The sequence below is a fragment of the Streptomyces sp. NPDC059853 genome (assembly GCF_042731495.1).
Lineage (GTDB): Bacteria > Actinomycetota > Actinomycetes > Streptomycetales > Streptomycetaceae > Streptomyces.
Genome location: NZ_JBHWJL010000048.1, coordinates 1 through 26,156, shown reverse-complemented (window position 1 = coordinate 26,156; position 26,156 = coordinate 1). Strand labels below are relative to the sequence as shown.

Sequence of the window (26,156 nt, the reverse complement as noted above, 5' to 3'; positions counted from 1 at the left end):
GGTCAGGACCAGGCGGCGACGGAGTAGCCCACGCCGTACGGGGCGTCGTCGTACAGCAGGACACCGGCCAGGCCCGCGCCCCGGCCCGCCCCGGCGAGCAGCTGCCAGCCGGAGCGGCCCGCCACCCGCAGCTCGCGGGCCAGGCCGGCGTCGAGGCCGGCCAGCGCGTCGATGTCGGCGCGGCCGAGCGCGGCGGCGGCCTCCGCGTCGAAGGCGGCGGCGCGCTCGTCGAAGGCGCCGGGCGCCTTGGGGGTGCGGCAGGCGCTGCCGTCCCCCATGATCAGCAGCGCGAGGCGGTCGGTGTCCCGGGCCAGTTCGGCGCCGGTGGCGGCGCAGTGCGGCGGTTCCAGGAGTTCGTCGATGCCGAGCCCTTCGACGGGGGACGCGTCCCAGCGGTGTTCGGCCAGCAGCCAGGCCGCCACCGCCAGCGAGGGCGGCAGCGCGCGGCCGTCCTGCCCGGGATGGGCGGCACGGCCGAGCCGGACGCCGAGGTCCACACCGAACCCGTGGAACGAGCCGGGCGCGCCCTCGGGGTACGCCCCGCGCGCCTCGGGGAGCGCCGGGCCCACCACGACCAGCCGCCCGGGGCGGGCGGCGGCGAGCACCGCCAGCGCGTCGGCGCAGGCGGCGCGCGCGTCGTCCAGCTCCGCGGCGGCACCCCCCGCCACCTCGGGGACCAGCAGCGGGGGGCAAGGGCACACGGCGGCGGCGACAAGCATGCTGATCAGCGTAGCGGCGCGGGTCAGCGCTTACCCGAGTCCCACACCAGTTCCCGGACCACGAACCGGGCCGGGTACGCGGCTCCGCTGGGACCCGTGTTGAGAGCCAGGAAGCCGCTCTCCTCCCGGTAGATCCGCTGATGCCGCACCGTGCGGGGAAGAGCCGGCCGGTGGCGGTGCATCAGCGGCTGCAGGGCCTGCACCGCGCTGGCATGCGTCCCGTAGTGCTCGCCGAGGAGCCGCGCCCCCCACCAGCGGGTCTTGCCGCGCCGCAGGTTCTCCTCGACGATCAGTCCCCACCAGCGCGACCGCTCTCCCTTGTGCAGGTCAACAGACACTGCATCCGCCGCCACCCGGCTGCGCGGCGGGCGCGGGGGCCGGGGCGCCGACGGTGGGCAGACCGAGCATCACGCCCCGCGGCTCGGCCGGGGCGGCGTTGCGCAGCTCCCAGGCGTCCCCGGCTCGGGTGCGGCGCACGGCGCTCGGCGGGGCCTCGGCCAGCAGGTGGTGCGGGGCGGCGTAGCTGATCTCCACGGTGACCATGTCCCCGGGCCGCACCGGCTCCGCGGGGCGGGCGAAGTGCACCAGCCGGTTGTCGGGGGCGCGCCCGGACAGCCGGCGGGTCGCGTCGTCCTTGCGTCCCTCGCCCTCGGCCACCAGCACCTCGACGGTGCGGCCGACCTGGCGCTTGTTCTCGGCCCAGGAGATCTCCTCCTGGAGCGCGACCAGCCGCTCGTACCGCTCCTGGACGACCTCCTTGGGCACCTGGCCGTCCATCTCGGCGGCGGGGGTGCCGGGGCGCTTGGAGTACTGGAAGGTGAAGGCCTGCGCGAAGCGCGCCTCGCGCACCACGTGCAGGGTCTCCTGGAAGTCCTCCTCGGTCTCCCCGGGGAAGCCGACGATGATGTCGGTGGAGAGGGCGGCGTCCGGCATGGCGGCGCGCACCTTCTCGATGATGCCGAGGTAGCGCTCCTGCCGGTAGGAGCGGCGCATCGCCTTGAGCACCCGCGAGGAGCCGGACTGCAGCGGCATGTGCAGCTGCGGCATCACGTTCTCCGTCTCGGCCATGGCCTCGATCACGTCGTCCGTGAAGTCGCGCGGATGCGGGGAGGTGAAGCGCACCCGCTCCAGGCCCTCGATCCGGCCGCAGGCCCGCAGCAGCTTGGAGAACGCCTGCCGGTCGCCCATGTCGGAGCCGTAGGCGTTGACGTTCTGCCCGAGGAGGGTGATCTCCAGGACGCCCTCGGCGACCAGGGCCTCGACCTCCGCGAGCACGTCCCCGGGGCGGCGGTCCTTCTCCTTGCCGCGCAGCGCCGGGACGATGCAGAAGGTGCAGGTGTTGTTGCAGCCGACGGAGACCGACACCCAGGCCGCGTACGGGCTCTCGCGCCGGGTGGGCAGCGTGGAGGGGAACGCCTCCAGCGACTCGGCGATCTCCACCTGCGCCTCGCGCTGGACGCGGGCCCGCTCCAGCAGCACCGGCAGCTTGCCGACGTTGTGGGTGCCGAAGACGACGTCGACCCACGGCGCGCGGCGGGTGATGGTGTCCCGGTCCTTCTGCGCCAGGCAGCCGCCGACCGCGATCTGCATGCCGGGCCTGGCGGCCTTCTTCGGCGCCAGCTGGCCGAGGTTGCCGTAGAGCCGGTTGTCGGCGTTCTCCCGTACCGCGCAGGTGTTGAAGACGACGACGTCGGCGGTTTCGGCGTCCTTGCCCGCACGGACATAACCGGCCTGCTCCAGCAGGCCGGCCATGCGCTCGGAGTCGTGAACGTTCATCTGGCAGCCAAACGTTCTGACTTCGTACGTGCGCGTGACTTCCGGCATGCGAGTGCTCAATCCATGAAGATCCGGGACCTGATACAGCGGATCTCCCAGTTTACGTGCCGCCGCCGGCGGCCCGGCCTTGCCTCCGGGGGCGGGCAGCGACCAGGATTCCGGCATGCCCTCCCTGCGCGTTCCCGCCCCGCTGCGCCGCCGCCCGGCGCCGGTCCTGCTCGCCGTCGCCGTCGCCCTCGTCCTGCTGGGCGTCGTGCTGTGGGCCCCGGCCACCCGGGGCCAGGAGCGGCTGACCGGCACCGTCACGCTGAGCACCGGGGTGCCGAGCGGGGTGTACGCGCGCTACGGGCCGCTGCTCCAGGCGCAGCTGGCGCGGGACGCCCCGGATCTGGACATCACCCTGCGCGGCAGCGCCGGTTCGGTGGAGAACATCGAGCGGCTGATCTCCGGTGAGGCGGACTTCGCCATCGCGACGGCGGACTCGCTGGCCTCGTACCAGGCGGCGGGCGGCAAGGACGCGGACCGGCTGCTGGCCTGCGCCCGGCTGTACGACGACTACATGCAGCTGGTCGTGCGGGCGGACTCACCGGTGCAGCGGGCCGCCGACCTGGCGGGGCTGCGGGTCGGGGTGGGGCAGGACCAGTCCGGGGTGCAGCTGGTGACGCGGGAGCTGCTGGAGGCGGCCGGGCTGGACATGGACCGGGACATCACGGCGGTGCGGCAGGGCATCAACACCACGCCGACGATGCTGGAGGCGGGCCGGATCGACGCGTTCTTCTGGTCGGGCGGGCTGCCGACCTCGGCCGTGGAGCAGCTGTCCGGGCACACCGGGATCCGGCTGGTGCCGCTGGGGGATCTGGTGCCGGCGCTGCGCAGCGAGGGCGGCTCGTACCGCGACTACTACCGGGCGGCGGTGCTGCCGCCCGACGCGTACCCGGACGTGGCGGGCAGCCAGGTGATCGACACGGTGGCGGTGGCGAATCTGCTGGTGACCACGGACCGGGTGGACGACGCGGTGGCGGAGCAGATCACCCGGTCGGTGATCAACGGCCGGGACCGGATCGGATCGCAGGTGCACGCGGCCCAGCGGGTCGATCTGCGGACCGCGATCTACACCCAGCCGCTGCCGCTGCATCCGGGGGCGCGGGAGTACTACCGGTCGGTCAAGTCCTGATCCCGCGACGGGCCGGGCGGGGGCGGTGCGCGCCGGATGCGGCCCTCTCGTGCGGGCGGCGGAAGTGATCTAGCCTCGACGGGCGTGTAGTCCCCGGTTCGACGCCGAGCCTTCGGAGCCCGCCATGCATGACGATCGCCGCATTGTCGAAGACCGGCTGCGGCGCGTTCTCGACGAACGCGTCCGGCCCGCCGTCCACCGTGATCATGTGCCGCTGACCGTGGAGCGCTGGGACGCGCCGGGCGAGCCGGTGCCGGTCGCCGAGGCGCTGGCCGCGCCGTACGCGCCGTGCGCCGGGGCCGGGGAGCGCTGGGGGCCTGCGTGGGGCACCACCTGGTTCAAGGTGACCGGCACCGTGCCGGCCGGCTGGGCGGGCCGTACGGTGGAGGCGGTGCTGGACCTGGGCTTCGACCGGGGCATGCCGGGCTTCCAGTGCGAGGGGCTGGTGCACCGGCCGGACGGCTCGGTGGTCAAGGGCCTGAACCCGGACAACTCCTGGGTGCGGCTGGCGGCCCCGGCGGTGGGCGGCGAGGAGGTGGTGCTGTTCGTGGAGGCGGCGGCCAATCCGATCCTCAACGATCCCCGCCCCACCCGCCAGGGCGATGTGCGCACCGCGAGCGACGAGCCGCTGTACCGGCTGGCCGCGATGGATCTGGCGGTGTTCGAACCGCAGGTGTTCGAGCTGGTGGCCGATCTGGAGGTGCTCGGCGGGCTGATGACGCAGCTGCCGGTGGAGGACGCGCGCCGCTGGGAGCTGCTGCGCGCCATCGAGTCGGCGCTGGACGTGCTGGACCTGGACGACATCGCGGGCAGCGCGGGCGCCGCCCGCACCCGGCTCGCACCGGCGCTCGCCGCGCCCGCGCACGCCTCGGCGCACCGGCTGAGCGCGGTGGGCCACGCGCACATCGACTCGGCGTGGCTGTGGCCGCTGCGCGAGACGGTGCGGAAGGTGGCCCGCACCACCGCCAATGTGGTGGCGCTGATGGACGAGCACCCCGAGTTCGTCTTCGCGATGTCGCAGGCCCAGCAGCTGGCCTGGCTCAAGGAGCACCGGCCGCAGCTGTACGCGCGGGTAAAGGAGAAGATCGCGGCGGGCCGGTTCGTGCCGGTGGGCGGCATGTGGGTGGAGTCGGACACCAACATGGTGGGCGGCGAGGCCATGGCCCGGCAGTTCCTGTACGGGAAGCGGTTCTTCCTGGAGGAGTTCGGGATCGAGACGGACGGGGTGTGGCTGCCCGACTCGTTCGGGTACACGGCGGCGATGCCGCAGCTGGTGAAGCTGTCGGGCTCGCGGTGGTTCCTGACCCAGAAGATCTCCTGGAGCCAGACCAACGCCTTCCCGCACCACACCTTCTGGTGGGAGGGCATCGACGGCACCCGGATCTTCACGCACTTCCCGCCGATCGACACCTACAACGCGGATCTGGGCGGGGCGCAGCTGGCGCACGCCGCCCGCAACTACCGGGAGAAGGGCCGCGCCTCCCGCTCGCTCGCCCCGTTCGGGCACGGGGACGGCGGGGGCGGCCCGACCCGGCAGATGCTGGCACGGGCCCGCCGGCTGGCCGATCTGGAGGGCTCGCCGCGGGTACGGATCGAGGAGCCGGCCGCGTTCTTCGACGCGGCGCGGGCGGAGTACCCGGACGCCCCGGTGTGGGTGGGCGAGCTGTACCTGGAGCTGCACCGGGGGACGTACACCTCGCAGGCGAAGACCAAGCAGGGCAACCGGCGCTCCGAGTCGCTGCTGCGCGAGGCGGAGCTGTGGGCGGCGACCGCGGCGCTGCGGGTGCCGGGGTACGGCTATCCGTACGCGGAGTTCGAGCGGCTGTGGAAGACGGTGCTGCTGCACCAGTTCCACGACATCCTGCCGGGCTCCTCGATCGCCTGGGTGCACCGGGAGGCGCGCGCGACGTACGCGCGGGTGCACGCGGAGCTGGCGGAGATCACCGCCGCCGCGCAGCGCGCGCTGGCCGGGGACGCCCCGGCCGGGGGCAGCGGCACGGTCGTCTTCAACGCGGCGCCGCACGCCCGTGACGGCGTTCCGGCCGGTGGCGCGGGCCCGCGCCCGCCGCGCACCGCCGCGCCGGTCACGGTGGCGGAACGGGCGGGCGGCGGCTTCGTGCTCGACAACGGTGTGCTGCGGGTCGGGATCGACCACCGCGGCCTGCTGGTCTCGGTGCGCGACCCGGACGGCCGCGAGGCCATCGCCCCCGGCCGGGCGGGCAATCTGCTCCAGCTGCACCCGGATCTGCCCAACCACTGGGACGCCTGGGACGTGGACGCCTTCTACCGGCACAACACCACCGATCTGAACGGCGTCGAGGAGCTGGAACTGGCCGAGGCCGACGAGGAGGCGGCCACCGTGCAGGTGACCCGCGTCTTCGGGGCCGGTTCCGCGGTGCGGCAGCGGCTGACGCTGCGGGCCGGCGCGGCCCGGGTGGAGGTGGACACCGAGATCGACTGGCAGGAGAGCGAGAAGATCCTCAAGGTCGCCTTCCCGCTGGATGTGAAGGCCGACCACTCGGCGGCGGAGACCCAGTTCGGGCACGTGTTCCGTCCCACCCACACCAACACCTCGTGGGAGGCGGCGAAGTTCGAGATCTGCGCGCACCGCTGGCTGCACGTGGGCGAGCCCGGCTGGGGCGCGGCGGTGGTCAACGACTCCACCTACGGCCACGACGTCACCCGCGAGGTACGGGCGGACGGCGGGCAGACCACGACGGTACGGCTGTCGCTGCTGCGCGCCCCGCGCTATCCGGATCCGGAGACCGACCAGGGCACCCACCGGCTGCGGTACGCGCTGCTGCCCGGCGCGACGCGGGCGGACGCGGTACGGGAGGGCCACGCGCTCAATCTGCCCGAGCGCACGGTGCCGGGCTCGGCCACCGTCCCGCCGCTGGTGTCCGTGACACCGGAGGCGGCGATCGTGGTGGAGGCGGTGAAGCTGGCCGAGGACCGCAGCGGCGACGTGGTGGTGCGGCTGTACGAGTCGCGCGGGGGCCGGGCGGCGGGACGGCTGGTGCCCGGCTTCGCCCTGGCGTCGGCCACGGCCACCGATCTGCTGGAGCGCCCGCTGACCGACGCGCCCGGCTACCCGGTGGGCGGGGACGGCGGGGTGGCCGTGTCGCTGCGGCCGTTCGAGATCCTCACCCTGCGGCTGGTGCCTGCCTCCGCGTCCTGATGCTCGGGGGCGTGCCGGGGGACGGAGATCAGTACGCGCAGTCCGTGCGGCTCGTTGTGCGCGTAGCCGATGGTGGCGCCGCCGGCGGCCAGCAGCGCGTGCACGATCGACAGCCCGAGCCCGGAGCCGGAGACGTTCTGGTGCCGGCCGGCCCGCCAGAACCGGTCACCGATCCGCTCCAGTTCCTCGTCGTCCAGGCCGCGTCCGGTGTCGGCGGTCTCGATGGTGACCCGCTCCCCGTCGGGCGTGACGGTGACGGTGACCTCGCCGCCGAACGGCGTGAACTTGAGGGCGTTGTCGATCACCGCGTCCAGCGCGCTGGAGAGCGCCACCGGGTCCGCCCAGCCGGTGACCGCCCCGGCGCCGTCCTGCCGCAGCACCACGCCGCCGCGTCCGGCCACCGGCCGCCAGGCGCCGATCCGCTCGGCGACCAGCGCGGCCACGTCGGTGAGGCGCAGGTCGGCGGCGTGGTGCTCGGCCAGCGCCAGGTCCAGCAGGTCGTCCAGCACCCGGGCCAGCCGTTTGCCCTCGGCCTGGACGGAGGCGAACTCGGCGCTGCCCTCGGGGAGGTCGAGGCCGAGCAGTTCGATGCGCAGCAGCAGCGCGGCGAGCGGGTTGCGCAACTGGTGGGAGGCGTCCGCGACGAAGGCACGCTGCTGTTCCAGGCTCTCCTCGACGTGGTCGGCCATCTCGTTGAACGACCTGGCCAGCCGTTTCAGCTCCGGCGGGCCGCCACCGGGCGCCACCCGCGCGGTCATCCGGCCGGTGGCGATCTCGTGGGTGGCCCGGTCCAGCACCCGGACCGGGCGCAGGATCCAGCCGGTCAGCTGGTAGGCGGCGGCCACCGCCAGCAGCATGGCGGCGGCGAGGCCGTAGCCGATGGGCAGCCAGCCGGCCAGGATGCGGGAGCGCAGCGGCCCGGTGGGCGACTCGGTGACGACCACCGCGATCACGTCGCCGTCCCGGATGACCGGGGAGGCGACGACCAGGGTGCGGTCGCTGTCCCACGGCCACACCTGCCCGGGGCCGCGGCTGCGGCGGCCGGCCAGGGCCTCGGCGAACGCGTCCCCGTCGTCGCCGTCGGCGCGCGGGGCCGTCCAGCCGTCGGGCGCCACCGCCATCGGCTCGCCGTCGCGCTGGAAGACGCCCGCCTTGATCCCGTACACCTCGTGGTAGCGGCGCAGCTCGTCCTGGAGGGTGGCCAGCGGGTCGGCCGGCGCGGCGCGCCCGGGCCCGGTGCTCTGGCCGGCGGCGAACTGGGCCAGCGAGGCGAACCGGGCGGTGTCGTCGATGCGGTCCACGACGACGCGCTGCTGTTCGGTGCTGGCCTGGCTGGTGGCGAGCGGCACGCCGAGGGCCAGCAGCACGGTGGCCAGCAGCACGGTGAGCAGCAGGAGCAGTCGGGAGCGCATGGGGGGGGGGGGGGTCAGCGGGGCGGCAGGGCGAGGCGGTAGCCGACGCCGCGTACGGTCTCGACCAGCTCGGGGCGGCGCAGCTTGGAGCGGAGCGAGGCGATGTGCACCTCCAGGGTGCGGCCCGTCCCCTCCCAGCTGGTCTGCCACACGTCGGAGATGATCTGTTCCCGGCGGAAGACCACCCCGGGCCGGTGGGCCAGCAGCGCCAGCAGGTCGAACTCCTTGCGGGTCAGGGCGATGCGTTCGCCGTCCACGGTGACCTGGCGGGTGGCGTGCTCCAGGGTGACGGGGCCGAGCGAGAGCACCCCGGAGGGGCCCTCGGCGCGCTCGGGTTCCTCGGCGGCCTTGCGGCGGCTGACCGCGTGGATGCGGGCCAGCAGCTCGCCGGTGTCGTAGGGCTTGACCACGTAGTCGTCCGCGCCGATGTTCAGGCCGTGGATGCGGGAGCGCACATCCGCGCGGGCGGTCACCATGATCACCGGCACCGAGGTCAGCCGGCGGATCCGGCCGCAGACCTCGAAGCCGTCGACGTCGGGCAGGGTCAGGTCCAGCAGCACGACGTCGAAGGCGCTGTTGCGCAGCCGGGTCAGCGCGTCCTCGCCGCCGCGGGCGTGGATCACGGAGAAGCCGTGCCGGCCCAGGACGGCGATGAGGGCGGCGGCGACATGCTCGTCGTCCTCGACCAGAAGGAGTCTCATCCCGCTGCTCTCTCCTCCCGCCGGCCGCCGTCGTCGTTCCCTACCTGCATCCATCACGTGTGCGGACCCGGCGTCAAGGGACTTCCGAAGAGCTGAACTGTTCCGTTATCCGGAAAACGGGGAACGGATACCGAGGGCGACGGAGCGTCACGGTACGCATTTCACGCGATCGGATCGTGATGCTCAATTTCCGCTCAACTCTGCTGACGCTGTCACCACCGGTGGCTAGTGTCCCTGCAACCGACGAGGACGGAGCAACCCCACGATGAGCGAGACGTCGCTGACCAAGGAACCCGAGGACGCGTCGCACGCGACGGAAGACCTGGTCGTCCTGGACAGCGTGAACAAGCACTTCGGCGCGCTGCATGTGCTCCAGGACATCAACCTGACCATCAAGCGCGGCGAGGTCGTCGTCGTCATCGGTCCCTCCGGATCCGGCAAGTCCACGCTGTGCCGTTCCATCAACCGGCTGGAGACCATCGACGCCGGCACCATCACCATCGACGGCCACCCGCTGCCCTCGGAAGGCCGTGAGCTGGCCCGGCTGCGCGCCGACGTGGGCATGGTCTTCCAGTCCTTCAACCTGTTCGCGCACAAGACGGTGCTCGAGAACGTGATGCTGGGCCCGATCAAGGTCCGCAAGGAGGACAAGGCCGAGGTCGAGACCCGGGCGCGGGCCCTGCTGGACCGGGTCGGCGTGGGCAACCAGGCCGACAAGTACCCGGCGCAGCTCTCCGGCGGCCAGCAGCAGCGCGTGGCGATCGCCCGGGCGCTCGCGATGCAGCCGAAGGTGATGCTCTTCGACGAGCCGACCTCCGCGCTGGACCCGGAGATGATCAACGAGGTCCTGGAAGTCATGCAGCAGCTGGCCGCCGAGGGCATGACCATGGTCGTCGTCACCCACGAAATGGGCTTCGCCCGCTCCGCGGCGAACCGCGTGGTCTTCATGGCGGACGGCCGGATCGTCGAAGAGGCCGACCCCCACCAGTTCTTCGACAACCCCCGCAGTGACCGGGCCAAGGACTTCCTCTCGAAGATCCTCGCCCACTGACCCCGCCGACCCCACCGGCACCCGCACGCCGCAGTCAACCGATACGCACAGCACGTTCGACACCGAGGGAAGTACAACCATGAAGCTCCGCAAGGCAAGCGCTCTCGCCGCCTCCGTTCTCGCCCTGACCCTCACCGCGACCGCCTGCGGTTCCAGCGACGACGACAACGGTGGCAGCGGGAGCGGCAGCGGTGGGGGCGGCGGCGACACGATCACCGTCGGCATCAAGTTCGACCAGCCGGGCCTGGGCCTGAAGACCCCGGACGGCTCCTTCGCCGGCTTCGACGTGGACGTGGCCACGTACATCGCCGGTGAGCTGGGTTATGAGCCCGGTGCCATCGAGTTCGTCGAGACCCCGAGCGCCGAGCGCGAGAACATGCTCAAGCGCGGTGACGTGGACTTCATCGTGGCCACCTACTCCATCACCGACGCTCGTAAGGAGCAGGTGGACTTCGCGGGTCCCTACTTCGTCGCGCACCAGGACCTGCTGATCCGTGCCGATGACGAGGTCAACAGCGTCGACGACATCAACGACCTCACCCTGTGTTCGGTGACGGGCTCCACTCCGGCGCAGAACGTGAAGGAGAACGTCGCCCCCAACGCGCAGCTGCACGAGTTCGCGACCTACTCCGAGTGTCTGACGGGCCTGGAGAACGGCACCGTGGACGCGCTGACCACCGATGACGTCATCCTCGCCGGCTACGCCGCGCAGGACCAGCACCAGGGCAAGTTCAAGCTGGCCGGCCTGGCCATGACCGACGAACTGTACGGCGTCGGCGTCAAGAAGGGTTCGGATCTGCGCGACGAGATCAACACCGCCATCGAGTCGATGGTCGAGAGCGGTGCCTGGGACGAGGCGCTGGACAAGAACGTCGGCCCGTCGGGTTACACGGCCGAGGGTGCCCCGGAGATCACCGAGACCAACTGAGCAACCGGGCAACGGGGAGAGTGCGCCGCCGCCTGTCGCTGACGGGCGGCGGCGCACCGCCCCACCTCCTCATCCCACTCTCTGCCGAGACTGCGAGTTTCCGTGTTCGAATTCCTTGATCTCCAACGGTATGACCTGTTCGGAGCGTTCTGGGTAACGGTGCAGCTCACCTTCTACTCAGCTATCGGCTCCCTGATCTGGGGAACCATCCTTGCCGGGATGCGTGTCAGCCCGGTGCCGGTGATGCGTGCCTTCGGCACCGCCTATGTCAATGTCGTCCGCAACATCCCGCTCACCGTTGTCCTCGTGGCCTGCGCCCAGGGCCTCTTCATGGCTCTCAAGTTCGACATGTGGTCGGGCGGGAAGATCGAGCCTCTGTACTTCCGGCTCGCCGTGCTGGGCTTCATCCTCTACACCTCGACCTTCGTGTGTGAGGCACTGCGCTCCGGCATCAACACCGTCCCCGTGGGGCAGGCCGAGGCCGCCCGTGCGCTGGGGCTGAGTTTTGCCCAGGTGCTCCGCCTGATCGTGCTGCCCCAGGCGTTCCGCGCCGTTGTCGCCCCGCTGGCCAATGTGCTGATCGCGTTGACCAAGAACACCACGGTGGCCGCAGCCATCAGCGTGGCAGAGGCCGCCGCACTGATGAAGACCATGATCGAGAACGAGGCGCAGATTCTGCCGATCGCCATGATCTTCGCCCTCGGGTTCGTCCTTCTCACGCTCCCCATGGGTCTGTTCCTCGGCTGGGTGAGCAAGCGCGTGGCGGTGAAACGATGAGCAATCTGTCCGTTCTCTACGATGCGCCCGGCCCTCGGGCGAAGCGGCGCAACCACCTGCTGACCGTGGCGTTCGTGCTGGTCCTGCTCGCCGGTCTGTGGTGGATCCTCGCGACCATGAACGAACGCGGGGAACTGGCGGCGGACAAGTGGTCCGTCTTCGTCACGGACAGCCGGATCTGGACCGAGTTCCTGCTCCCGGGTCTTCAGGCCACCTTGACAGCGGCGGCCCTCGCCATGGTCATCGCCCTGCCGCTCGGTGCCCTCCTGGGTATCGGCCGGCTGTCGGACCACTGGTGGATCAGCAAGCCGGTCGGCGCGATCGTGGAGTTCTTCCGCGCCATTCCAGTGCTGCTGATGATGATCTTCGCCAACGAGGCGTACGCCCTGTGGACGGACGTCGACCGTGCCGACCGGCCCATGTATGCGGTCGTCACCGGTCTCGTCCTCTACAACGCCTCGGTCCTGGCCGAGGTCGTCCGTGCGGGCATCCTGTCGCTGCCTCGCGGACAGCGGGACGCCGCGCAAGCGATCGGCATGCGCAAGGGCCAGACCATGAGCTATGTGCTCCTGCCGCAGGCGGTCACGGTCATGCTGCCGGCGATCGTCAGCCAGTTGGTCGTCATCGTCAAGGACACCGCCCTCGGTGGCGCTGTTCTCGGCTACAGCGAACTCATGCGAAGCATCGGGCTCGTCAGTGCCAACTACGGCAACGTGATCGCCAGCCTCGTCGTCGTGGCGCTCATCTTCATCGCGGTCAACTCCCTGCTCACCGCGTTCGCGGGCTGGCTGGAAGCCAAGCTGCGGCGCGGCAAGCGCAGCACGGGCAAGGTGCTGACCGCGGATCCGGCCGGTGCAACGGCCGCCCCGGGGGTCGGCGCGGCGCCTGTGGTGGGTGCCGACGACGTTCCGAAGCCCTGAGCGGGGGACATACCGACTCCCCCTGGTCAAGGCCGACTTGACGCGGGAACAACCGCTGGGTTGCATACATGATGTGCTGCCCGTGATCATTGCCGGCGCGGGCCCGACCGGGCTCGCGCTGGCGCTTGCCCTGGCCGGGCACCGTGTCCCCACCATCGTCATCGACGGTGCCGACGGCCCGCCGCCGCAACGCCTCGCCCGTACCTGCGTGCTCTTCCCGGACCTCGCCCACTGGGCACGGCTGCCCGGCCTGGCCCGGGAGACCGCCGCCTGGAGCGGCTGGTACGCGCGGCAGCGCGGGCGGGTGGCGGCGCACCATCCGTTCGCCGACGGCGACGCCCCCTTCCATCTTCCCCAGCACGCCCTCGAAGGCGCGCTGCGCGCCGCCGTGGCGGGCCAGGAACTGATCCGGGTACTGCCCGGCACCCGGGTCACCGGCGTGGAACAGCACGGCACCGAGGTCCTCGTCCGCAGCACCGAGCTGACCGAGCAGACGCTGCGCGGCAGCTATCTGGTCGGCTGCGACGGTGCGAGGTCCACGGTGCGCAAGCTGCTGGGCATCAGCTTTCCCGGGCGCACCGGCGTGGAGCGCTACGCGGTGGCCACCCTGCGGGCGGCCTTCCCGTGGCAGGGCGAGGGCGGGCTGCACCGGGGCGGCCCGGGGGGTGAGGTGACGGTCCGGCCGCTGCCCGGCGACCGGTGGCGGCTGGACTGGCCGCTGCCGGACGGGGACGGCCTGGTCACCCCGGACGCCATGCTGGAGCGGGTGCACACCACGCTCGGTGGCTGGTACGAGGGCGAGCCGCCGCCGTACGAGCTGCTGGACGCCGGGGTGCAGGTCTGCCATCAGCGGCTGGCGCTGCGCTGGCGGGCCGGCCGGGTCTTTCTGGCCGGTGACGCCGCCCATCTGCTGGGCGCGCTGGGCACCCAGCAGGTCGCCGAGGGGCTGCGGGACGTGGAGAACCTCTCCTGGAAGCTGGCCGCCGCCTGGCATCACGCCCCGGCCGAGGGGCTGCTGGACAGCTACGAGACCGAGCGCCGCAGCGCGGTCGCCGACCGGCTGCGTGCGGTGGACCAGGCGCTGCCGCTGGTGCGCGGCAGGCGCGGCTGGCTGGCGCGCCTGGTGCGCGGCCGGGGCAGGGGGCGGTTGCGGCTGCTCACCGACGGCCACCGGGGCGAGGGTGCGCTGGGCGCCCCGGCCCGTTATCCGGACTCGCCGCTGACGTTCCCCGCCCGCCGGGCGACCAGCGCCACGGTGCCGGGGGCGCCGGTGCTCGATGTGCCGGTGACGGCGCTGGACGGTACCCGCACCCGGCTGCGGCACTGTCTGGGCGGGCCGCTGCTGCTGGTGCTGACCGCCCCGGGCTCACGGGTGTGGGACGCCAAGCACTGGCTGTCGGCGGGGCTGATGCCACGCCTGGCCGAGGCGGCGCGGGCCCTGCCGCTGCCGACCGAACTGCTGGTCACCGAGGACTATCCGGGCGCCGCTGCGCACACCCTGCTGGTGGTCCGGCCGGACGGACACCTGGCGGCGGTGCTGCCGGGCGCGGACCGGGAGGAACTGCGCAGCTTCATAGCCCGCTGGCACGCGGAGGCCGACACCCGTTCCGAGGAACCCACCGCTCCCTGAGCCGCCGGCCCGGCCGCCTCGGCGGCGGCACCGGCCGCGCCCGGTCCGGAGGGCGCTCCCCGCGGCAGCCGCCCAGGGACGCGGCTTCCCGGGCACGCGGCCGGGGCTCCGCCCGGCCCCGCACCGGCAGTGCGCCCGCCCGCGCCCGCTTCCCGTACCGACATCCGGCCTGCCCCGGTCCTGCCCCGGTCCGCTGCCGGGGCCGACCCGGGGAGCCCGGACCAGATCGCCGCCCGGGGAACGTATCCCGGCCGCCCCGCCCCCGGGGTATGCCGGCCACCCGGGGACCGCTCTCTCGCCCTCCGGCCCGCCTCCCGACCGGTCCCCGACCGGCCCCCGGGCCGCACGCTCTCCCCTCCCGGCCCGGCGGTACGAGCCCTCACACCGCCGTTCCGGGCGGCGGCCAGTCGTCGGCGTCGCCCCACTCCTCCGCCTCGGTCTGCCCTTCCTCCTCCAGGGCCTGCCGCACCACCCGCAGTGCCATTCCCTCCGGGTAGCCCTTGCGCGCCAGCATCCCGACCAGCCGGCGCAGCCGCTTGTCGCGGTCCAGGCCCCGGGTGGCCCGAAGGCGGCGGGCCACCAGTTCGCGGGCCGTGGCCTCCTCCCGTTCGCTGTCCAGCTGCTCCACGGCTTCGTCGATGACGGCCGGGTCCACCCCCTTGGTGCGCAGCTCGCGGGCGAGTGCCCGGCGGGCCAGGCCCCGGCCGTGGTGCCGGGATTCCACCCAGGCGCCGGCGAATGCCGCGTCGTCGACGAACTTCAGCTCCTCGAACCGGTCCAGCACCTCCTCGAGCACCGGCTCGGGGATGTCCCGCTTGCGCAGCGCGTCCGTCAGCTGCTGCCGGGTGCGCGGGGCCCCGGTGAGCAGCCGCAGACAGATCGCCCGCGCCCGCTCCACCGGGTCCCGCTCGGCGTGCGGCATCCCCGCCCCGGCCCTGGGGGCACCTCCCGCTTGCGGGGGAGGGGCGGGGGCACCGCTGTCCTCGGTGCGCCGGGTCACCGTCAGCTCTTGGCCGCCGCGGCGGTCTTCGCCGCCTTGGTGGCCTTGGCCGCCGGCGCGGGCACGGTCTTGGCCGCGGCGCCGGTGGCCGCGCCCGCTGCCGCCGCGTCCTTGCCGGGCTCACCCGCGGGCGCCTCGGTCTTCGGACCGATGCCCAGCTTCTCCTTGATGCGCTTCTCGATCTCGTTCGCGAGATCGGGATTGTCGCGCAGGAAATTCCGGGAGTTCTCCTTGCCCTGCCCCAGCTGGTCGCCCTCGTAGGTGTACCAGGCGCCGGACTTGCGCACGATGCCATGCTCCACGCCCATGTCGAGCAGCCCGCCCTCACGGCTGATGCCCATGCCGTACAGGATGTCGAACTCGGCCTGCTTGAACGGCGGGGCCACCTTGTTCTTGACGACCTTGACGCGGGTGCGGTTGCCGACCGCCTCGGTGCCGTCCTTGAGGGTCTCGATGCGCCGGATGTCCAGCCGGACCGAGGCGTAGAACTTCAGCGCCCGGCCACCCGTGGTGGTCTCGGGGCTGTTGTGCACCATGACTCCGTCCACGAAGTAGTTGTGGGTGCCCTCGACCTCGATGTCGAACTTCTTCATCGAGCGGGTCGGCGGCTTGATCCCGATGTCGAGGATGCGTGACGGCACCAGCCGCTGCATCTCCTCGGTGAACTCCGGTCGCACGGCGAACTGCCCCTGATAACGGGGGAGCAGCTTGTACGCCATGGAAGGATGGATGTACGGGGCGACCATCTCCTGAAACCGGGACGTGGCTTCGGTGCTGAACTGGATCACGGGGATCTCTCGCGCACCCGCGTGCCGCAACCGCACATCCAGCCCGTGGGTGTCCCGGAGATGATTCACGATCCGCTCGCGCGACCCCTCACTCATCGCCTGGACGCAGAACTCGATCCGTCCGCTCCCCCCGGCGGTCCGCTCCTGAACTCCTTTGGAACGCATGGTGAAACCGCCGTCGTCCATGTACCAGACGGCGAGCGCCAGCGGTGTCATGGCCTTCAGATGTTCCTCGGTGATGTGCTTCTTGCCATCTCCGAAGTAGACCACCTGCCGCAGTTCGTCCAGCTCGGGCAGCGGGGTGAAGTCGGCGAACACCGCCCCCTTCTCGTTGACCGTGCGGCTGTGCGGGATGTTCCCGAGGAGCGAAACCTTCCAGTCCAGGTAGTCGGCCTGCTCGGCTCCGTGGCCCATCCGGAACCTGACTCCGGTGCGGCCCCGCCGGTTGGGGGACAAATTCCCGTCTCCCATGACCGAGCCGAGAATCAGCTGTTCCTGCTGTGCGCTCAGCAGCTTCTTCTCCGTGACGAGCACCCGGTCGCCGGCCAGCAGTTCGCCGGCTTCCCGCCAACCACCCGGGGTGCGGATCAGATGGTTCTCCGTGGCCGCGAACTGTGCCTTGCCGTTGCTCCCGGACTTGGCGACGGTGAACTGGAGGAAGCGCTCGGCATTCCCGTTGTCGAACCAGTTGGTGATCCGCCTCGGGACCACTCGGTCGGTCTCCGGGTCGTAGGAGAGGACTTCGACATCCATTCTCTGATTGACGATCTTGCCGATCTTCTCCTGAGTACCGTCCGCCAGGGTGACCCGGGTGCCGTACTGGAAGCAGCCGAACATCACGCCGACCTTCTCACGGAGCTGGTTGATGAAGATCGCGGTGGTCTTGGACTGGTTGAGCGCACCGGTGATCTTCCGCAGCGCCTGGCTCATCAGCCGCGCCTGGAGACCCACGTGCGAGTCGCCCATCTCACCCTCGATCTCGGCGCGCGGCACCAGGGCGGCCACCGAGTCGATGACGATCAGGTCCAGGGCGCCGGAGCGGATCAGCATGTCCGTGATCTCCAGCGCCTGCTCGCCGTTGTCCGGCTGGGAGAGGATCAGCTGGTCCACGTCCACACCGAGCCGCTTGGCGTACTCGGGGTCCAGCGCGTGCTCGGCGTCCACGAAGGCGACGGTGCCGCCCGCCTTCTGGGCGTTGGCCACCGCGTGCAGCGTGAGGGTCGTCTTTCCGGACGATTCCGGGCCGTAGACCTCCACCACCCGGCCGCGCGGCAGACCGCCGACGCCCAGGGCCACGTCCAGCGCCGTGGAACCGGTGGGGATGATCTCGATCGGCTCGTCAGGGCGCTCCCCCAGGCGCATCACCGCGCCCTTGCCGAACTGTCGTTCAATCTGTGCGAGAGCGGCGTCGAGCGCCTTCTCGCGGTCCGTACCTGCCATGGGAGCCACCCGGTCCGTCTGATTCGATCGCTTCACACTCACGGACGCTAGCGCCTGCCACTGACAATCCACGCCGACACCGGCCGGGGCACCGCTCCGCACTCCCATAAGAATGGATGTTCGATTTTTGTGTCAAGCGCCTCGCCCAGCCTGTGGAAAACCCATATTTCCGCAGCTCAGCGCAGGTGCGCGGGCACCTCGACCGCCGCACACACCCCGCGCCAGACGTCCTTGGCCGCCCAGCCGGCGTCCAGCGCCTCCATCACGGTGCGCCCGCCCAGCTCGGCCATCACATGATCCCGGGCGAAGGACTCGGCATAGGCCGGCCCGAAGCTCTCCCGCATCCGCGCCCAGAATTCCGTCAACCGCATACCCCCAGTATCCCGCCCCGGCCACCGGCCCCGTCACCACCACCCACGCCACCGCCGATCCGCCGCACCACCACCCACCGCGCCCGTCTCCCCACCCGGCCGTTTGTCAGTGCCCGGGTGCACGATGGCAGGGTGAGCACTTCCCGCGCCCTGAGCGGATTCTCCCCGGCCACCCGCGCGTGGTTCACCGGGGCGTTCTCCGCGCCCACCGCCGCCCAGGAGGGCGCCTGGCAGGCCATCGCCGCCGACTCCGACGCGCTGGTGGTCGCCCCCACCGGCTCCGGCAAGACCCTGGCCGCGTTCCTCGCCTCCCTCGACCGGCTGGCCGCCACCCCGCCGCCCGCCGATCCGCTCAAACGGTGCCGGGTGCTGTACGTCTCCCCCCTCAAGGCGCTGGCCGTCGACGTCGAGCGCAATCTGCGCAGCCCGCTGACCGGCATCCGGCAGGAATCCGTCCGCCTCGGACTGCCCGAGCCGGAGATCAGGGTCGGCATCCGCTCCGGCGACACCCCCGCGGCCGAACGCCGCGCCCTCACCCGCCGCCCGCCGGACATCCTCATCACCACCCCCGAATCGCTGTTCCTGATGCTCACCTCCGCCGCCCGCGACGCGCTCGCCGGCGTCGAGACGGTCATCCTGGACGAGGTGCACGCGGTGGCCGGCACCAAGCGCGGCGCCCACCTCGCGCTCTCCCTGGAGCGGCTGGACGCCCTGCTGGAGCGCCCGGCCCGCCGCATCGGACTGTCCGCCACCGTCCGCCCCGTCGACGAGGTGGCCCGCTTCCTGTCCCCGCGCCGCAGCGCCACCGTCGTCCAGCCGCCCAGCGGCAAACGGTTCCGGCTCACCGTGGAGGTCCCGGTGCCGGACCTGGGCGAGCTGGGCGGCTCCCCCGTCCCCGACGCCCCCGGCTCGGGCGAGAAGCCCTCCATCTGGCCCTCGGTCGAGGAGCGCATCGTCGACCTGGTGCGCCGGCACCGTTCCACCATCGTCTTCGCCAACTCCCGGCGGCTGGCCGAGCGGCTGTGCAACCGGATGAACGAGATCGCCCACGAGCGCGACACCGGCGCCCCGCTCCCCGAGGAGCACTCCCCCGCCGACCTGATGGGCGGCTCCGGCGCCGCCCGGGGCGCCGCCCCCGTCCTCGCCCGCGCGCACCACGGCTCCGTCTCCAAGGAGCAGCGTGCCCAGATCGAGGAGGACCTCAAGGCCGGCCGGCTGCCCGCCGTGGTGGCCACCTCCTCCCTGGAGCTGGGCATCGACATGGGCGCGGTCGATCTGGTCATCCAGGTGGAGTCCCCGCCCTCGGTCGCCTCCGGCCTTCAGCGAGTGGGCCGCGCCGGGCACCAGGTGGGCGCGGTCTCGGCCGGCGTGGTCTTCCCGAAGTACCGCGGCGATCTGCTCCAGTCGGCGGTCGTCACCGAGCGGATGCGCGAGGGCGCCATCGAGGAACTGCGCATCCCGGCGAACCCCCTGGACGTCCTCGCCCAGCAGCTGGTGGCCATGACCGCCCTCGACACCTGGGACGTCGAGGAGCTGCTGGCCCTGGTCCGGGGCGCCGCGCCGTTCGCCGCCCTGCCCGAGTCGGCGTTCCACGCCGTCCTCGACATGCTGGCCGGCCGCTATCCCTCGGACGCCTTCGCCGAACTGCGCCCGCGCCTGGTGTGGGACCGGGTGGCCCACACCGTCACCGGCCGCCCCGGCGCCCAGCGGCTGGCGGTCACCTCCGGCGGCACCATCCCCGACCGGGGGCTGTTCGGCGTCTTCCTGGCGGGCTCCGACCCGCGCAAGGGCGGCGGCCGGGTCGGCGAGCTGGACGAGGAGATGGTGTACGAGTCGCGGGTCGGCGACGTGTTCACCCTCGGCACCACCTCCTGGCGCATCGAGGACATCACCCGCGACCGGGTGCTGGTCACCCCCGCCCCGGGCGTTCCGGGACGGCTGCCGTTCTGGAAGGGCGACCAGCTCGGCCGCCCGCTGGAGCTGGGCCGGGCGCTGGGCGCGTTCGTCCGGGAGGTCGGCGCGCTGGAGCCGGAGGCGGCCAGGGAACGGCTGACGGCGGCCGGTCTCGACACCTGGGCGGTCGACAACGTCCTCGGCTATCTGGACGAGCAGCGCCAGGCCTGCGGGCACGTCCCGGACGACCGCACCATCGTGGTGGAGCGGTTCCGCGACGAGCTGGGCGACTGGCGGGTCGTGGTGCACTCCCCCTTCGGCGCGCAGGTGCACGCCCCGTGGGCGCTGGCGCTCGGCGCCCGGCTCACCGAGCGCTTCGGCCTGGACGCCCAGGTGCTGCACGCGGACGACGGGATCGTGCTGCGGCTGCCCGACATCGATCTGCTCGGCCACGACCCGGACACCGGCGTTCCCGACCCCGGTCTCGACCCGGTCCGCTGGGCCGGGGACGACCAGACCCCGCCGATCGGGGCCACCGATGTCCTGTTCGAGGCCGGCGAGGTCGACGGTCTCGTCACCGAACAGGTGGGCGGCTCCGCCCTGTTCGCCGCCCGGTTCCGGGAGTGCGCGGCCCGCGCGCTGCTGCTGCCGCGCCGCGACCCCGGGCGCCGCACCCCGCTGTGGCAGCAGCGGCAGCGGGCCTCCCATCTGCTCGCGGTGGCCAGCGAGTTCGGTTCGTTCCCGATCATCCTCGAAGCGGTCCGCGAATGCCTCCAGGACGTGTTCGACGTGCCGGGGCTGGCCGAGCTGATGCGCGACATCGCCGGCCGCCGGGTGCGTCTGGTGGAGGTCACCACCCGCGAGCCCTCACCCTTCGCCCGCTCGCTGCTCTTCGGCTACGTCGCCCAGTACCTGTACGAGGGCGACTCGCCGCTGGCCGAACGCCGCGCCGCCGCCCTGTCGCTGGACTCGCGGCTGCTGTCCGAGCTGCTCGGCAAGGCGGAGCTGCGCGAGCTGATCGACCCCGGGGTGCTGGCCGAGCTGGAGCGCGAGCTGCGCTGGCTCACCCCGGAGCGGCGGCTGAAGGACACCGAGGCGGTGGCCGACGCACTGCGCGTCCTGGGCCCGCTGACCACCGGGGAGCTGGCGGAGCGTGGCGCCGAACCCGCCTGGGCCGAGCAGTTGGAGCGGGCCCGGCGGGCCCTGCGCGTCCGCATCGCCGGCCGCGAGCACTGGGCGGCGATCGAGGACGCCGGCCGGCTGCGGGACGCGCTCGGCGCGGCGCTGCCGGTCGGCGTGCCCGAGGCCTTCACCGAGCCGGTACGCGACCCGCTGGGCGACCTGCTGGCCCGGTACGCCCGTACCCACGGCCCGTTCACCTCAGCGGCCGCGGCCGAGCGGTTCGGGCTCGGCACCGCGGTCGCCGACGGGGCGCTGCACCGGCTGGCGGCCGACGGGCGGCTGGTGCAGGGCGAGTTCCATCCGCAGGGCCGGGGCCAGGAGTGGTGCGACGCCACCGTGCTGCGCCGGCTGCGGCGCCGCTCCCTCGCGGTGCTGCGCCAGGAGCTGGAGCCGGTGCCGCCCACCGCCCTGGCGTCGTTCCTGCCGCGCTGGCAGCATGTCGGCTCCCCGGGCAGCGGCGGGGGCGGTCTGCGCGGCGTCGACGGACTGCTGCGCGCCGTCGAGCAGTTGCAGGGCGCGCCGGTGCCCGCCTCCGCGCTGGAACGCCTGGTGCTGCCCTCCCGGGTGCCCGGGTACGCTCCGCAGTTGCTCGACGAGCTGACCACCTCGGGCGAGGTCGTCTGGGCCGGTGCCGGGGCGCTGCCCGGCAAGGACGGCTGGCTGACGCTGTATCCGGCGGACAGCGCGCCGCTGCTGCTGCCCCCCGCGCACCCGCTGGAGCTGACGCCGGTTCACCAGGCGGTGCTGGACGCGCTGGAGGGCGGTTACGGCCTGTTCTTCCGGCAGATCGCCGACCGGGTGCGCGCCGGGCGCCCCGAGGTTCCGGAGACGGCGCTGGCCGAGGCGGTGTGGGAGCTGACGTGGTCGGGGCGGCTGACCAATGACTCGCTGGCGCCGCTGCGCGCCCTGCTCGGTTCGGGCCGCACCGCGGGGTCGACCGCGCACCGTGCCCGGCGCAGTGCACCGCGCGGCCGGTACGGGTCGCTAACGGTGGCCGCCGGTCCCGGCCGCCGTGCGCCGGTCTCCCGGGGCGGGCCGCCGACGGTGGCGGGCCGCTGGTCACTGCTGCCGGTGGCCGAGAGCGACCCCACGGTGCGCGCCCACGCCCTGGCCAGGACCCTGCTGGACCGGCACGGGGTGGTGACCCGGGGCGCGGTGGCGGCCGAGGGGGTGGCGGGCGGCTTCGCGGCGGCCTACCGGGTGCTGTCGGCGTTCGAGGAGAGCGGCCAGGCGCGGCGCGGCTATGTGGTGGAGGGCCTGGGTGCCGCCCAGTTCGCGATGGAGGGCGCGGTGGACCGGCTGCGGGCGATCGCGGGCGCGGGCGAGTCCGGACGGACGCCGGAGGCGGCGGGCCGTGCGGTGGTGCTGGCGGCGGCCGATCCGGCCAATGCCTACGGCGCGGCGCTGCCGTGGCCCGAGCCGCCGCAGGACGCGGGGCACAAGCCGGGCCGCAAGGCGGGCGCGCTGGTGGTGCTGGTGGACGGCGCGCTGGTCTGCTACCTGGAGCGGGGCGGGCGCACCCTGCTGGCCTGGCGGGACGGGCCGGAGCCGGAGGAGGCCGTGCGGGCGGCGGCCGGAGCGCTGGCGTCGGCGGCCCGGGAGGGGGCGCTCGGCACCATCACGGTGGAGCGCGTCAACGGCGGGGCGGTGCTGTCCGACCCGGAGTGGGTGCGGCTGCTGGAGGAGGCGGGCTTCCACGCCACCCCGCGTGGGCTGCGGCTGCGGGGCTGACCGGGCGGCGCGGCCCCGGCCCGTACGAGGGCACACAACGGCGCCGGGGAGAGCCCTGAGGGCTCTCCCCGGCGGTGTGATGCCTGTGTGCTCTGTGTGGTCAGGCCGCTACAACGTCCACGGCCTCGGCCGGCGCCTTGATCGTCACGTGCTCGTCCGGACGGTGCGTGACCGAGGTCACGCGGACCGGGTTGAGCATCGGGCGCATCGGGGCCGGCACCGCGTCGCTCGCGGCGGACGCGGCCAGCTCGGCGAGGGCCAGCTCGTCGCTGACCTCCCGCATCAGTTCCGACATCCGCAGCTCAAGGGCGTCGCAGATGGCGGCCAGCAGCTCCGAGGACGCCTCCTTCTGCCCGCGCTCCACCTCGGAGAGGTAACCGAGCGAGACCCGGGCTGACGAGGACACTTCGCGCAGAGTGCGGCCCTGTCGTTGGCGCTGCCGACGCAGCACGTCACCCAGTAGGCGACGGAGCAGGATCATCGGTGGCTCCCTCCTCGGACCGTTGGCCTCGCTTGCTTCATGCCCCACCGTACCGCCTCGGACTCCACCCGTGCGGGGAGCGATGTCTTGTTCACTCAGGGCTGCAAACATCCATCCTCTCCGTTCTGTTCCGTATTCTGCCCCCCGCTTCGGGCGGCGTGGACGAGTTCTTCCCGCAGCAGAGCGAGCACCGCCCGGACGCTCCCGGCCCGGATGGCTGCCCGGTCCCCGCTCAGCTGGATCCGCTGAGCGACGACTCCCCCCGATCCGGGCGCCGAAACCGCGACGTACACCGTGCCGACCGGCTGCCCGTCCTGGGGCTGGGGCCCCGCCACTCCGGTGGTGGCCGCTCCCCAGTCGGCGCCGAGCCGCTCCCGTACCCCCTGGGCCAGTTGCCGGGCGACCTCCGCGTCCACCGCGCCGCGCTCCGCGAGCAGGGTGCCGTCCACGCCCAGCGTCTCGCGTTTGACCTCGGTCGCGTACGCGGTGACCGACCCCTTGAAGACCTGGGAGGCCCCGGGGATGTCGGTGAGCGCCGCGGCCACCAGGCCGCCGGTCAGTGACTCGGCCACCGCCAGGGTCTGTCCGCGTCCGGCCAGCAGGCTCAGTACCTGGGCCGCGGGGTTCCCCGCCGTGCCGCCGTCTCTCACCGTTCGGTCTCCTCCCGTGCCGCCTCTGCCGCTGCTTCCGCCGTGTCCGGCCGTGTGCGCCCTTCGGCGGCCAGGCCGGCCCGGCGCAGGACGACCGCCTGCCGTATGTAGTCGAGGCCGGTGCCGACGGTGAGCACGACGGCCGCCGCCATCACCCACCAGCGGGCGCTGGCCAGCAGTCCGGGCAGCACCAGGATGTACATGCCGACGGCGACCCCCTGGGCGAGGGTTTTCAGCTTGCCGCCCCGGCTGGCCGGGATCACTCCGTGCCGGATCACCCAGAACCGCAGGGCGGTGATGCCCAGCTCCCGGGCGAGGATCACCCCCGTCACCCACCAGGGCAGGTCGCCCAGCAGCGAGAGGCAGATCAACGCGGCACCCATGATCGCCTTGTCGGCGATCGGGTCGGCGATCTTGCCGAAGTCGGTGACGAGGTTGTGCCGCCTGGCCAGTTCCCCGTCGAACAGGTCGGTGATCATGGCGACGGTGAACGCCGCCCAGGCCCAGGCGCGCCAGGCCGGGTCGTGGCCGCCGTCGGCCAGCATCAGCAGCACGAAGCCGGGCACCAGGACCAGCCGGAACATCGTCAGGACATTGGCGATGTTCCACAGCCCGGCGCCCATCAGGCCTGTCGACCCGGCCCGCCCTCGGGCCGGCCGGCCCTCTCCGGCAGCCGCGGCCGGCACATTGCTCATCTGTCCGCCCCGGACGGTACGGGGACGGCGGCGGGGCTCGGCTCGGCGAACAGATCCACTCCCTCGGCGCCGGTGATCTCGGTGTCGATGAAGGAGCCGACCGGCGGCACCGGGTCACCGGGCGCGCCGGTGATCAGCATCTGGCCATCGGTCTCGGGCGCCTGGTGGGCGGCGCGGCCGACCGCGATCACCCCGTCCTCGGCGCCGTCCTCGGCGGCCACCGACTCGATCAGCACCCGGGCCGGCTCACCGATACGGTCCTCGGCGCGCTGGGCGGTGAGCTGTTCGGCCAGCTGGGTGATGCGCTCCAGCCGCTCGGCGACCACCTCGGGCGGGTTCTTGTCCTCGTACGAGGCGGCTTCCGTGCCTTCCTCGTCCGAATATCCGAAGACCCCGATCGCGTCCAGATCCGCACCGATCAGAAAACGTTCCAGCTCGGCCAGATCGGCTTCCGTCTCCCCGGGGAAACCCACGATGAAGTTCGAACGCACCCCGGCCAGCGGGGCCTTGCCCCGGATGGTGGCCAGCAGTTCCAGGAAGCGGTCGGTGTCCCCGAACCGCCGCATGGCGCGCAGGACATCGGGCGCCGAGTGCTGGAACGACAGGTCGAAGTAGGGGGCGACCTTGTCGGTGCCGGTCAGCACGTCGATCAGCCCCGGCCGCATCTCGGCGGGCTGGAGATAGCTCACCCGGATCCGCTCCAGGCCGTCCACGGCGGCGAGTTCGGGCAGCAGCGTCTCCAGCAGCCGGATGTCGCCCAGGTCCTTGCCGTAGGAGGTGTTGTTCTCGGAGACCAGCATGATCTCCTTGACGCCCTGCTCGGCCAGCCAGCGCGCCTCGCCCAGCACATCGGAGGGGCGGCGCGAGATGAACGAGCCGCGGAAGGACGGGATCGCGCAGAACGAGCACCGCCGGTCGCAGCCCGAAGCGAGCTTCACCGAGGCGACCGGCCCGCCGTCCAGCCGCCGCCGCAGCGGCGCGCGCGGCCCGGAGGCCGGCGCGAGGCCGGCCGGCAGATCCGCCGGGGCGCTCTCCCCGTGCCCGGGCAGCGCCACCGCGGTGCCCTGCCGCTCCACCGGGCTGATCGGCAGCAGCTTGCGCCGGTCCCGGGGGGTGTGCGACACATGGCCGCCGCCGCTGAGGATGCTGTTCAGCCGGTCGGAGATGTCCGCGTAGTCGTCGAAGCCGAGCACCCCGTCCGCCTCGGGCAGCGCCTGGGCCAGCTCCTTGCCGTACCGCTCGGCCATGCAGCCGACCGCGACGACGGCCTGGGTACGGCCCCGGCCCTCACCGGCCGCCGCCTTCAGCTCGCCGGCCTCCAGCAGCGCGTCCACCGAGTCCTTCTTCGCGGCCTCGACGAAGCCGCAGGTGTTGACCACGGCGACGTCCGCGTCCGCGGCGTCCTCGACCAGGTCCCAGCCGTCTGCTGCCAGCCGCCCCGCCAGCTCTTCCGAATCCACCTCATTACGGGCGCATCCAAGGGTGACCAGGGCAACGGTACGGCGATCGGACATGGGCTCAGCCTACTTCGTCCCCGACCGGCCGCCCGCCCCCGGCCCGGCAACAGCGCCCGCTCGCACGGCCGTGCGAGCGGGTGGGGGCGGGGCGGGTGTGCCGGTCAGCCCACCGGCGGGTCGCCCGGGGTGTACGACCAGGCTC

19 protein-coding genes and 3 pseudogenes are annotated in these 26,156 nt (G+C 72.8%); 8 read left to right on the top strand and 14 right to left on the bottom strand.

From position 1 onward, the window contains the following. Nucleotides 1-2 precede the first annotated feature (2 nt). From ACFV5N_RS08100 to miaB, 3 genes are read right to left on the bottom strand one after another with little or no spacing between them, the layout of a single operon-like run. Nucleotides 3-719 carry a hypothetical protein gene (locus tag ACFV5N_RS08100; RefSeq protein WP_385595659.1) on the bottom strand — a complete coding sequence of 239 codons (717 nt, stop codon included), beginning with the start codon at nucleotides 717-719 and terminating at the stop codon, nucleotides 3-5. Nucleotides 720-742: 23 nt separating this feature from the next. Beyond that, nucleotides 743-1,057 carry a hypothetical protein gene (locus tag ACFV5N_RS08095; protein WP_385595656.1) on the bottom strand — a complete coding sequence of 105 codons (315 nt, stop codon included), beginning with the start codon at nucleotides 1,055-1,057 and terminating at the stop codon, nucleotides 743-745. Then, nucleotides 1,047-2,495 (bottom strand): tRNA (N6-isopentenyl adenosine(37)-C2)-methylthiotransferase MiaB, encoded by a 1,449-nt coding sequence (gene miaB, locus ACFV5N_RS08090; RefSeq protein WP_385595653.1) that lies wholly within the window; start codon nucleotides 2,493-2,495, stop codon nucleotides 1,047-1,049. The genes ACFV5N_RS08095 and miaB overlap by 11 nt, the downstream gene beginning before the upstream one ends. A 163-nt stretch (nucleotides 2,496-2,658) precedes the next feature. On the opposite strand from miaB, the gene ACFV5N_RS08085 reads away from it, so the two are divergent. Together ACFV5N_RS08085 and ACFV5N_RS08080 are read left to right on the top strand one after the other, a co-directional pair. Next, on the top strand, nucleotides 2,659-3,669 hold the full coding sequence (locus ACFV5N_RS08085) for a TAXI family TRAP transporter solute-binding subunit (protein WP_385595650.1): 1,011 nt from the start codon (nucleotides 2,659-2,661) through the stop codon (nucleotides 3,667-3,669). A 124-nt stretch (nucleotides 3,670-3,793) separates the two neighbouring features. Beyond that, on the top strand, nucleotides 3,794-6,847 hold the full coding sequence (locus ACFV5N_RS08080) for an alpha-mannosidase (protein ID WP_385595648.1): 3,054 nt from the start codon (nucleotides 3,794-3,796) through the stop codon (nucleotides 6,845-6,847). Here the strand turns inward: ACFV5N_RS08080 and ACFV5N_RS08075 are convergent. Both ACFV5N_RS08075 and ACFV5N_RS08070 read right to left on the bottom strand, forming a co-directional pair. Next, a complete protein-coding gene (locus ACFV5N_RS08075; RefSeq protein WP_385595645.1) occupies nucleotides 6,757-8,259 on the bottom strand; it encodes a sensor histidine kinase in 1,503 nt (500 codons plus the stop codon). The genes ACFV5N_RS08080 and ACFV5N_RS08075 overlap by 91 nt on opposite strands. Before the next feature lie 14 nt (nucleotides 8,260-8,273). Then, complete coding sequence (locus tag ACFV5N_RS08070; RefSeq protein ID WP_093842203.1) at nucleotides 8,274-8,960, bottom strand: response regulator transcription factor; 687 nt, start codon at nucleotides 8,958-8,960, stop codon at nucleotides 8,274-8,276. Nucleotides 8,961-9,225: 265 nt separating this feature from the next. Between ACFV5N_RS08070 and ACFV5N_RS08065 the strand changes: the two genes are divergently transcribed. The 5 genes from ACFV5N_RS08065 (at nucleotide 9,226) to ACFV5N_RS08045 (ending at nucleotide 14,266) form a co-directional block, all read left to right on the top strand. Next, nucleotides 9,226-10,011, top strand: a complete 786-nt coding sequence (locus ACFV5N_RS08065; RefSeq protein ID WP_385595642.1) for an amino acid ABC transporter ATP-binding protein — start codon at nucleotides 9,226-9,228, stop codon at nucleotides 10,009-10,011. Nucleotides 10,012-10,090: 79 nt separating this feature from the next. After that, nucleotides 10,091-10,939 carry a glutamate ABC transporter substrate-binding protein gene (locus tag ACFV5N_RS08060; RefSeq protein ID WP_385595639.1) on the top strand — a complete coding sequence of 283 codons (849 nt, stop codon included), beginning with the start codon at nucleotides 10,091-10,093 and terminating at the stop codon, nucleotides 10,937-10,939. Between the two features lie 102 nt (nucleotides 10,940-11,041). Further along, complete coding sequence (locus ACFV5N_RS08055; RefSeq protein WP_385595636.1) at nucleotides 11,042-11,716, top strand: amino acid ABC transporter permease; 675 nt, start codon at nucleotides 11,042-11,044, stop codon at nucleotides 11,714-11,716. Next, nucleotides 11,713-12,636 carry an amino acid ABC transporter permease gene (locus ACFV5N_RS08050; RefSeq protein ID WP_385595633.1) on the top strand — a complete coding sequence of 308 codons (924 nt, stop codon included), beginning with the start codon at nucleotides 11,713-11,715 and terminating at the stop codon, nucleotides 12,634-12,636. The genes ACFV5N_RS08055 and ACFV5N_RS08050 overlap by 4 nt, the downstream gene beginning before the upstream one ends. A gap of 82 nt (nucleotides 12,637-12,718) precedes the next feature. After that, nucleotides 12,719-14,266 (top strand): FAD-dependent monooxygenase, encoded by a 1,548-nt coding sequence (locus tag ACFV5N_RS08045; RefSeq protein WP_385595630.1) that lies wholly within the window; start codon nucleotides 12,719-12,721, stop codon nucleotides 14,264-14,266. Between the two features lie 379 nt (nucleotides 14,267-14,645). Here ACFV5N_RS08045 and recX read toward each other — a convergent pair. From recX to ACFV5N_RS08020, 5 genes and pseudogenes are all read right to left on the bottom strand, one after another. After that, nucleotides 14,646-15,371, bottom strand: a pseudogene (gene recX, locus ACFV5N_RS08040) (recombination regulator RecX); the annotation flags it as partial. Continuing rightward, nucleotides 15,269-15,859: a hypothetical protein gene (locus tag ACFV5N_RS08035; protein WP_385595662.1), complete on the bottom strand. Its 591-nt coding sequence runs from the start codon at nucleotides 15,857-15,859 to the stop codon at nucleotides 15,269-15,271. The pseudogene recX and the gene ACFV5N_RS08035, both read right to left, overlap by 103 nt. Nucleotides 15,860-16,078: 219 nt before the next feature. Then, nucleotides 16,079-16,891 (bottom strand): annotated as a pseudogene (locus ACFV5N_RS08030) (recombinase RecA); the annotation flags it as partial. Beyond that, a pseudogene (gene recA / locus ACFV5N_RS08025) lies at nucleotides 16,883-17,503 on the bottom strand (recombinase RecA); the annotation flags it as partial. The pseudogenes recA and ACFV5N_RS08030, both read right to left, overlap by 9 nt. A 167-nt stretch (nucleotides 17,504-17,670) precedes the next feature. Beyond that, entirely contained in the window at nucleotides 17,671-17,865 is a 195-nt protein-coding gene (locus ACFV5N_RS08020) for a DUF3046 domain-containing protein (RefSeq protein ID WP_093842205.1), read from the bottom strand. Between the two features lie 132 nt (nucleotides 17,866-17,997). Between ACFV5N_RS08020 and ACFV5N_RS08015 the strand changes: the two genes are divergently transcribed. Further along, complete coding sequence (locus tag ACFV5N_RS08015) at nucleotides 17,998-22,671, top strand: ATP-dependent helicase (protein WP_385595627.1); 4,674 nt, start codon at nucleotides 17,998-18,000, stop codon at nucleotides 22,669-22,671. Nucleotides 22,672-22,771: 100 nt separating this feature from the next. Here the strand turns inward: ACFV5N_RS08015 and ACFV5N_RS08010 are convergent, their stop codons facing one another. The 4 genes from ACFV5N_RS08010 to rimO form a co-directional block, all read right to left on the bottom strand. Continuing rightward, entirely contained in the window at nucleotides 22,772-23,152 is a 381-nt protein-coding gene (locus tag ACFV5N_RS08010) for a helix-turn-helix domain-containing protein (RefSeq protein WP_026047653.1), read from the bottom strand. Between the two features lie 95 nt (nucleotides 23,153-23,247). Further along, nucleotides 23,248-23,802, bottom strand: coding sequence for a CinA family protein (locus ACFV5N_RS08005; protein WP_385595623.1), 555 nt, complete (start codon nucleotides 23,800-23,802; stop codon nucleotides 23,248-23,250). Beyond that, entirely contained in the window at nucleotides 23,799-24,497 is a 699-nt protein-coding gene (gene pgsA, locus ACFV5N_RS08000; protein ID WP_385595620.1) for a CDP-diacylglycerol--glycerol-3-phosphate 3-phosphatidyltransferase, read from the bottom strand. The genes ACFV5N_RS08005 and pgsA overlap by 4 nt, the downstream gene beginning before the upstream one ends. Next, the gene (gene rimO, locus ACFV5N_RS07995; protein ID WP_385595617.1) at nucleotides 24,494-26,011 is read right to left on the bottom strand and encodes a 30S ribosomal protein S12 methylthiotransferase RimO; all 1,518 of its coding nucleotides are present in this window, start codon (nucleotides 26,009-26,011) and stop codon (nucleotides 24,494-24,496) included. The genes pgsA and rimO overlap by 4 nt, the downstream gene beginning before the upstream one ends. Nucleotides 26,012-26,156 lie beyond the last annotated feature (145 nt).

What these genes read in the sequence shown, in the direction of transcription:
- ACFV5N_RS08100 (WP_385595659.1), bottom strand. Translation starts at nt 719, where the DNA reads ATGCTTGTCGCCGCCGCCGTGTGCCCTTGCCCCCCGCTGCTGGTCCCC.
- miaB (WP_385595653.1), bottom strand. Translation starts at nt 2,495, where the DNA reads ATGAACGTTCACGACTCCGAGCGCATGGCCGGCCTGCTGGAGCAGGCC.
- ACFV5N_RS08085 (WP_385595650.1), top strand. Translation starts at nt 2,659, where the DNA reads ATGCCCTCCCTGCGCGTTCCCGCCCCGCTGCGCCGCCGCCCGGCGCCG.
- ACFV5N_RS08080 (WP_385595648.1), top strand. Translation starts at nt 3,794, where the DNA reads ATGCATGACGATCGCCGCATTGTCGAAGACCGGCTGCGGCGCGTTCTC.
- ACFV5N_RS08075 (WP_385595645.1), bottom strand. Translation starts at nt 8,259, where the DNA reads ATGCGCTCCCGACTGCTCCTGCTGCTCACCGTGCTGCTGGCCACCGTG.
- ACFV5N_RS08070 (WP_093842203.1), bottom strand. Translation starts at nt 8,960, where the DNA reads ATGAGACTCCTTCTGGTCGAGGACGACGAGCATGTCGCCGCCGCCCTC.
- ACFV5N_RS08065 (WP_385595642.1), top strand. Translation starts at nt 9,226, where the DNA reads ATGAGCGAGACGTCGCTGACCAAGGAACCCGAGGACGCGTCGCACGCG.
- ACFV5N_RS08060 (WP_385595639.1), top strand. Translation starts at nt 10,091, where the DNA reads ATGAAGCTCCGCAAGGCAAGCGCTCTCGCCGCCTCCGTTCTCGCCCTG.
- ACFV5N_RS08050 (WP_385595633.1), top strand. Translation starts at nt 11,713, where the DNA reads ATGAGCAATCTGTCCGTTCTCTACGATGCGCCCGGCCCTCGGGCGAAG.
- ACFV5N_RS08035 (WP_385595662.1), bottom strand. Translation starts at nt 15,859, where the DNA reads ATGAAGAAGTTCGACATCGAGGTCGAGGGCACCCACAACTACTTCGTG.
- ACFV5N_RS08020 (WP_093842205.1), bottom strand. Translation starts at nt 17,865, where the DNA reads ATGCGGTTGACGGAATTCTGGGCGCGGATGCGGGAGAGCTTCGGGCCG.
- ACFV5N_RS08010 (WP_026047653.1), bottom strand. Translation starts at nt 23,152, where the DNA reads ATGATCCTGCTCCGTCGCCTACTGGGTGACGTGCTGCGTCGGCAGCGC.
- pgsA (WP_385595620.1), bottom strand. Translation starts at nt 24,497, where the DNA reads ATGAGCAATGTGCCGGCCGCGGCTGCCGGAGAGGGCCGGCCGGCCCGA.
- rimO (WP_385595617.1), bottom strand. Translation starts at nt 26,011, where the DNA reads ATGTCCGATCGCCGTACCGTTGCCCTGGTCACCCTTGGATGCGCCCGT.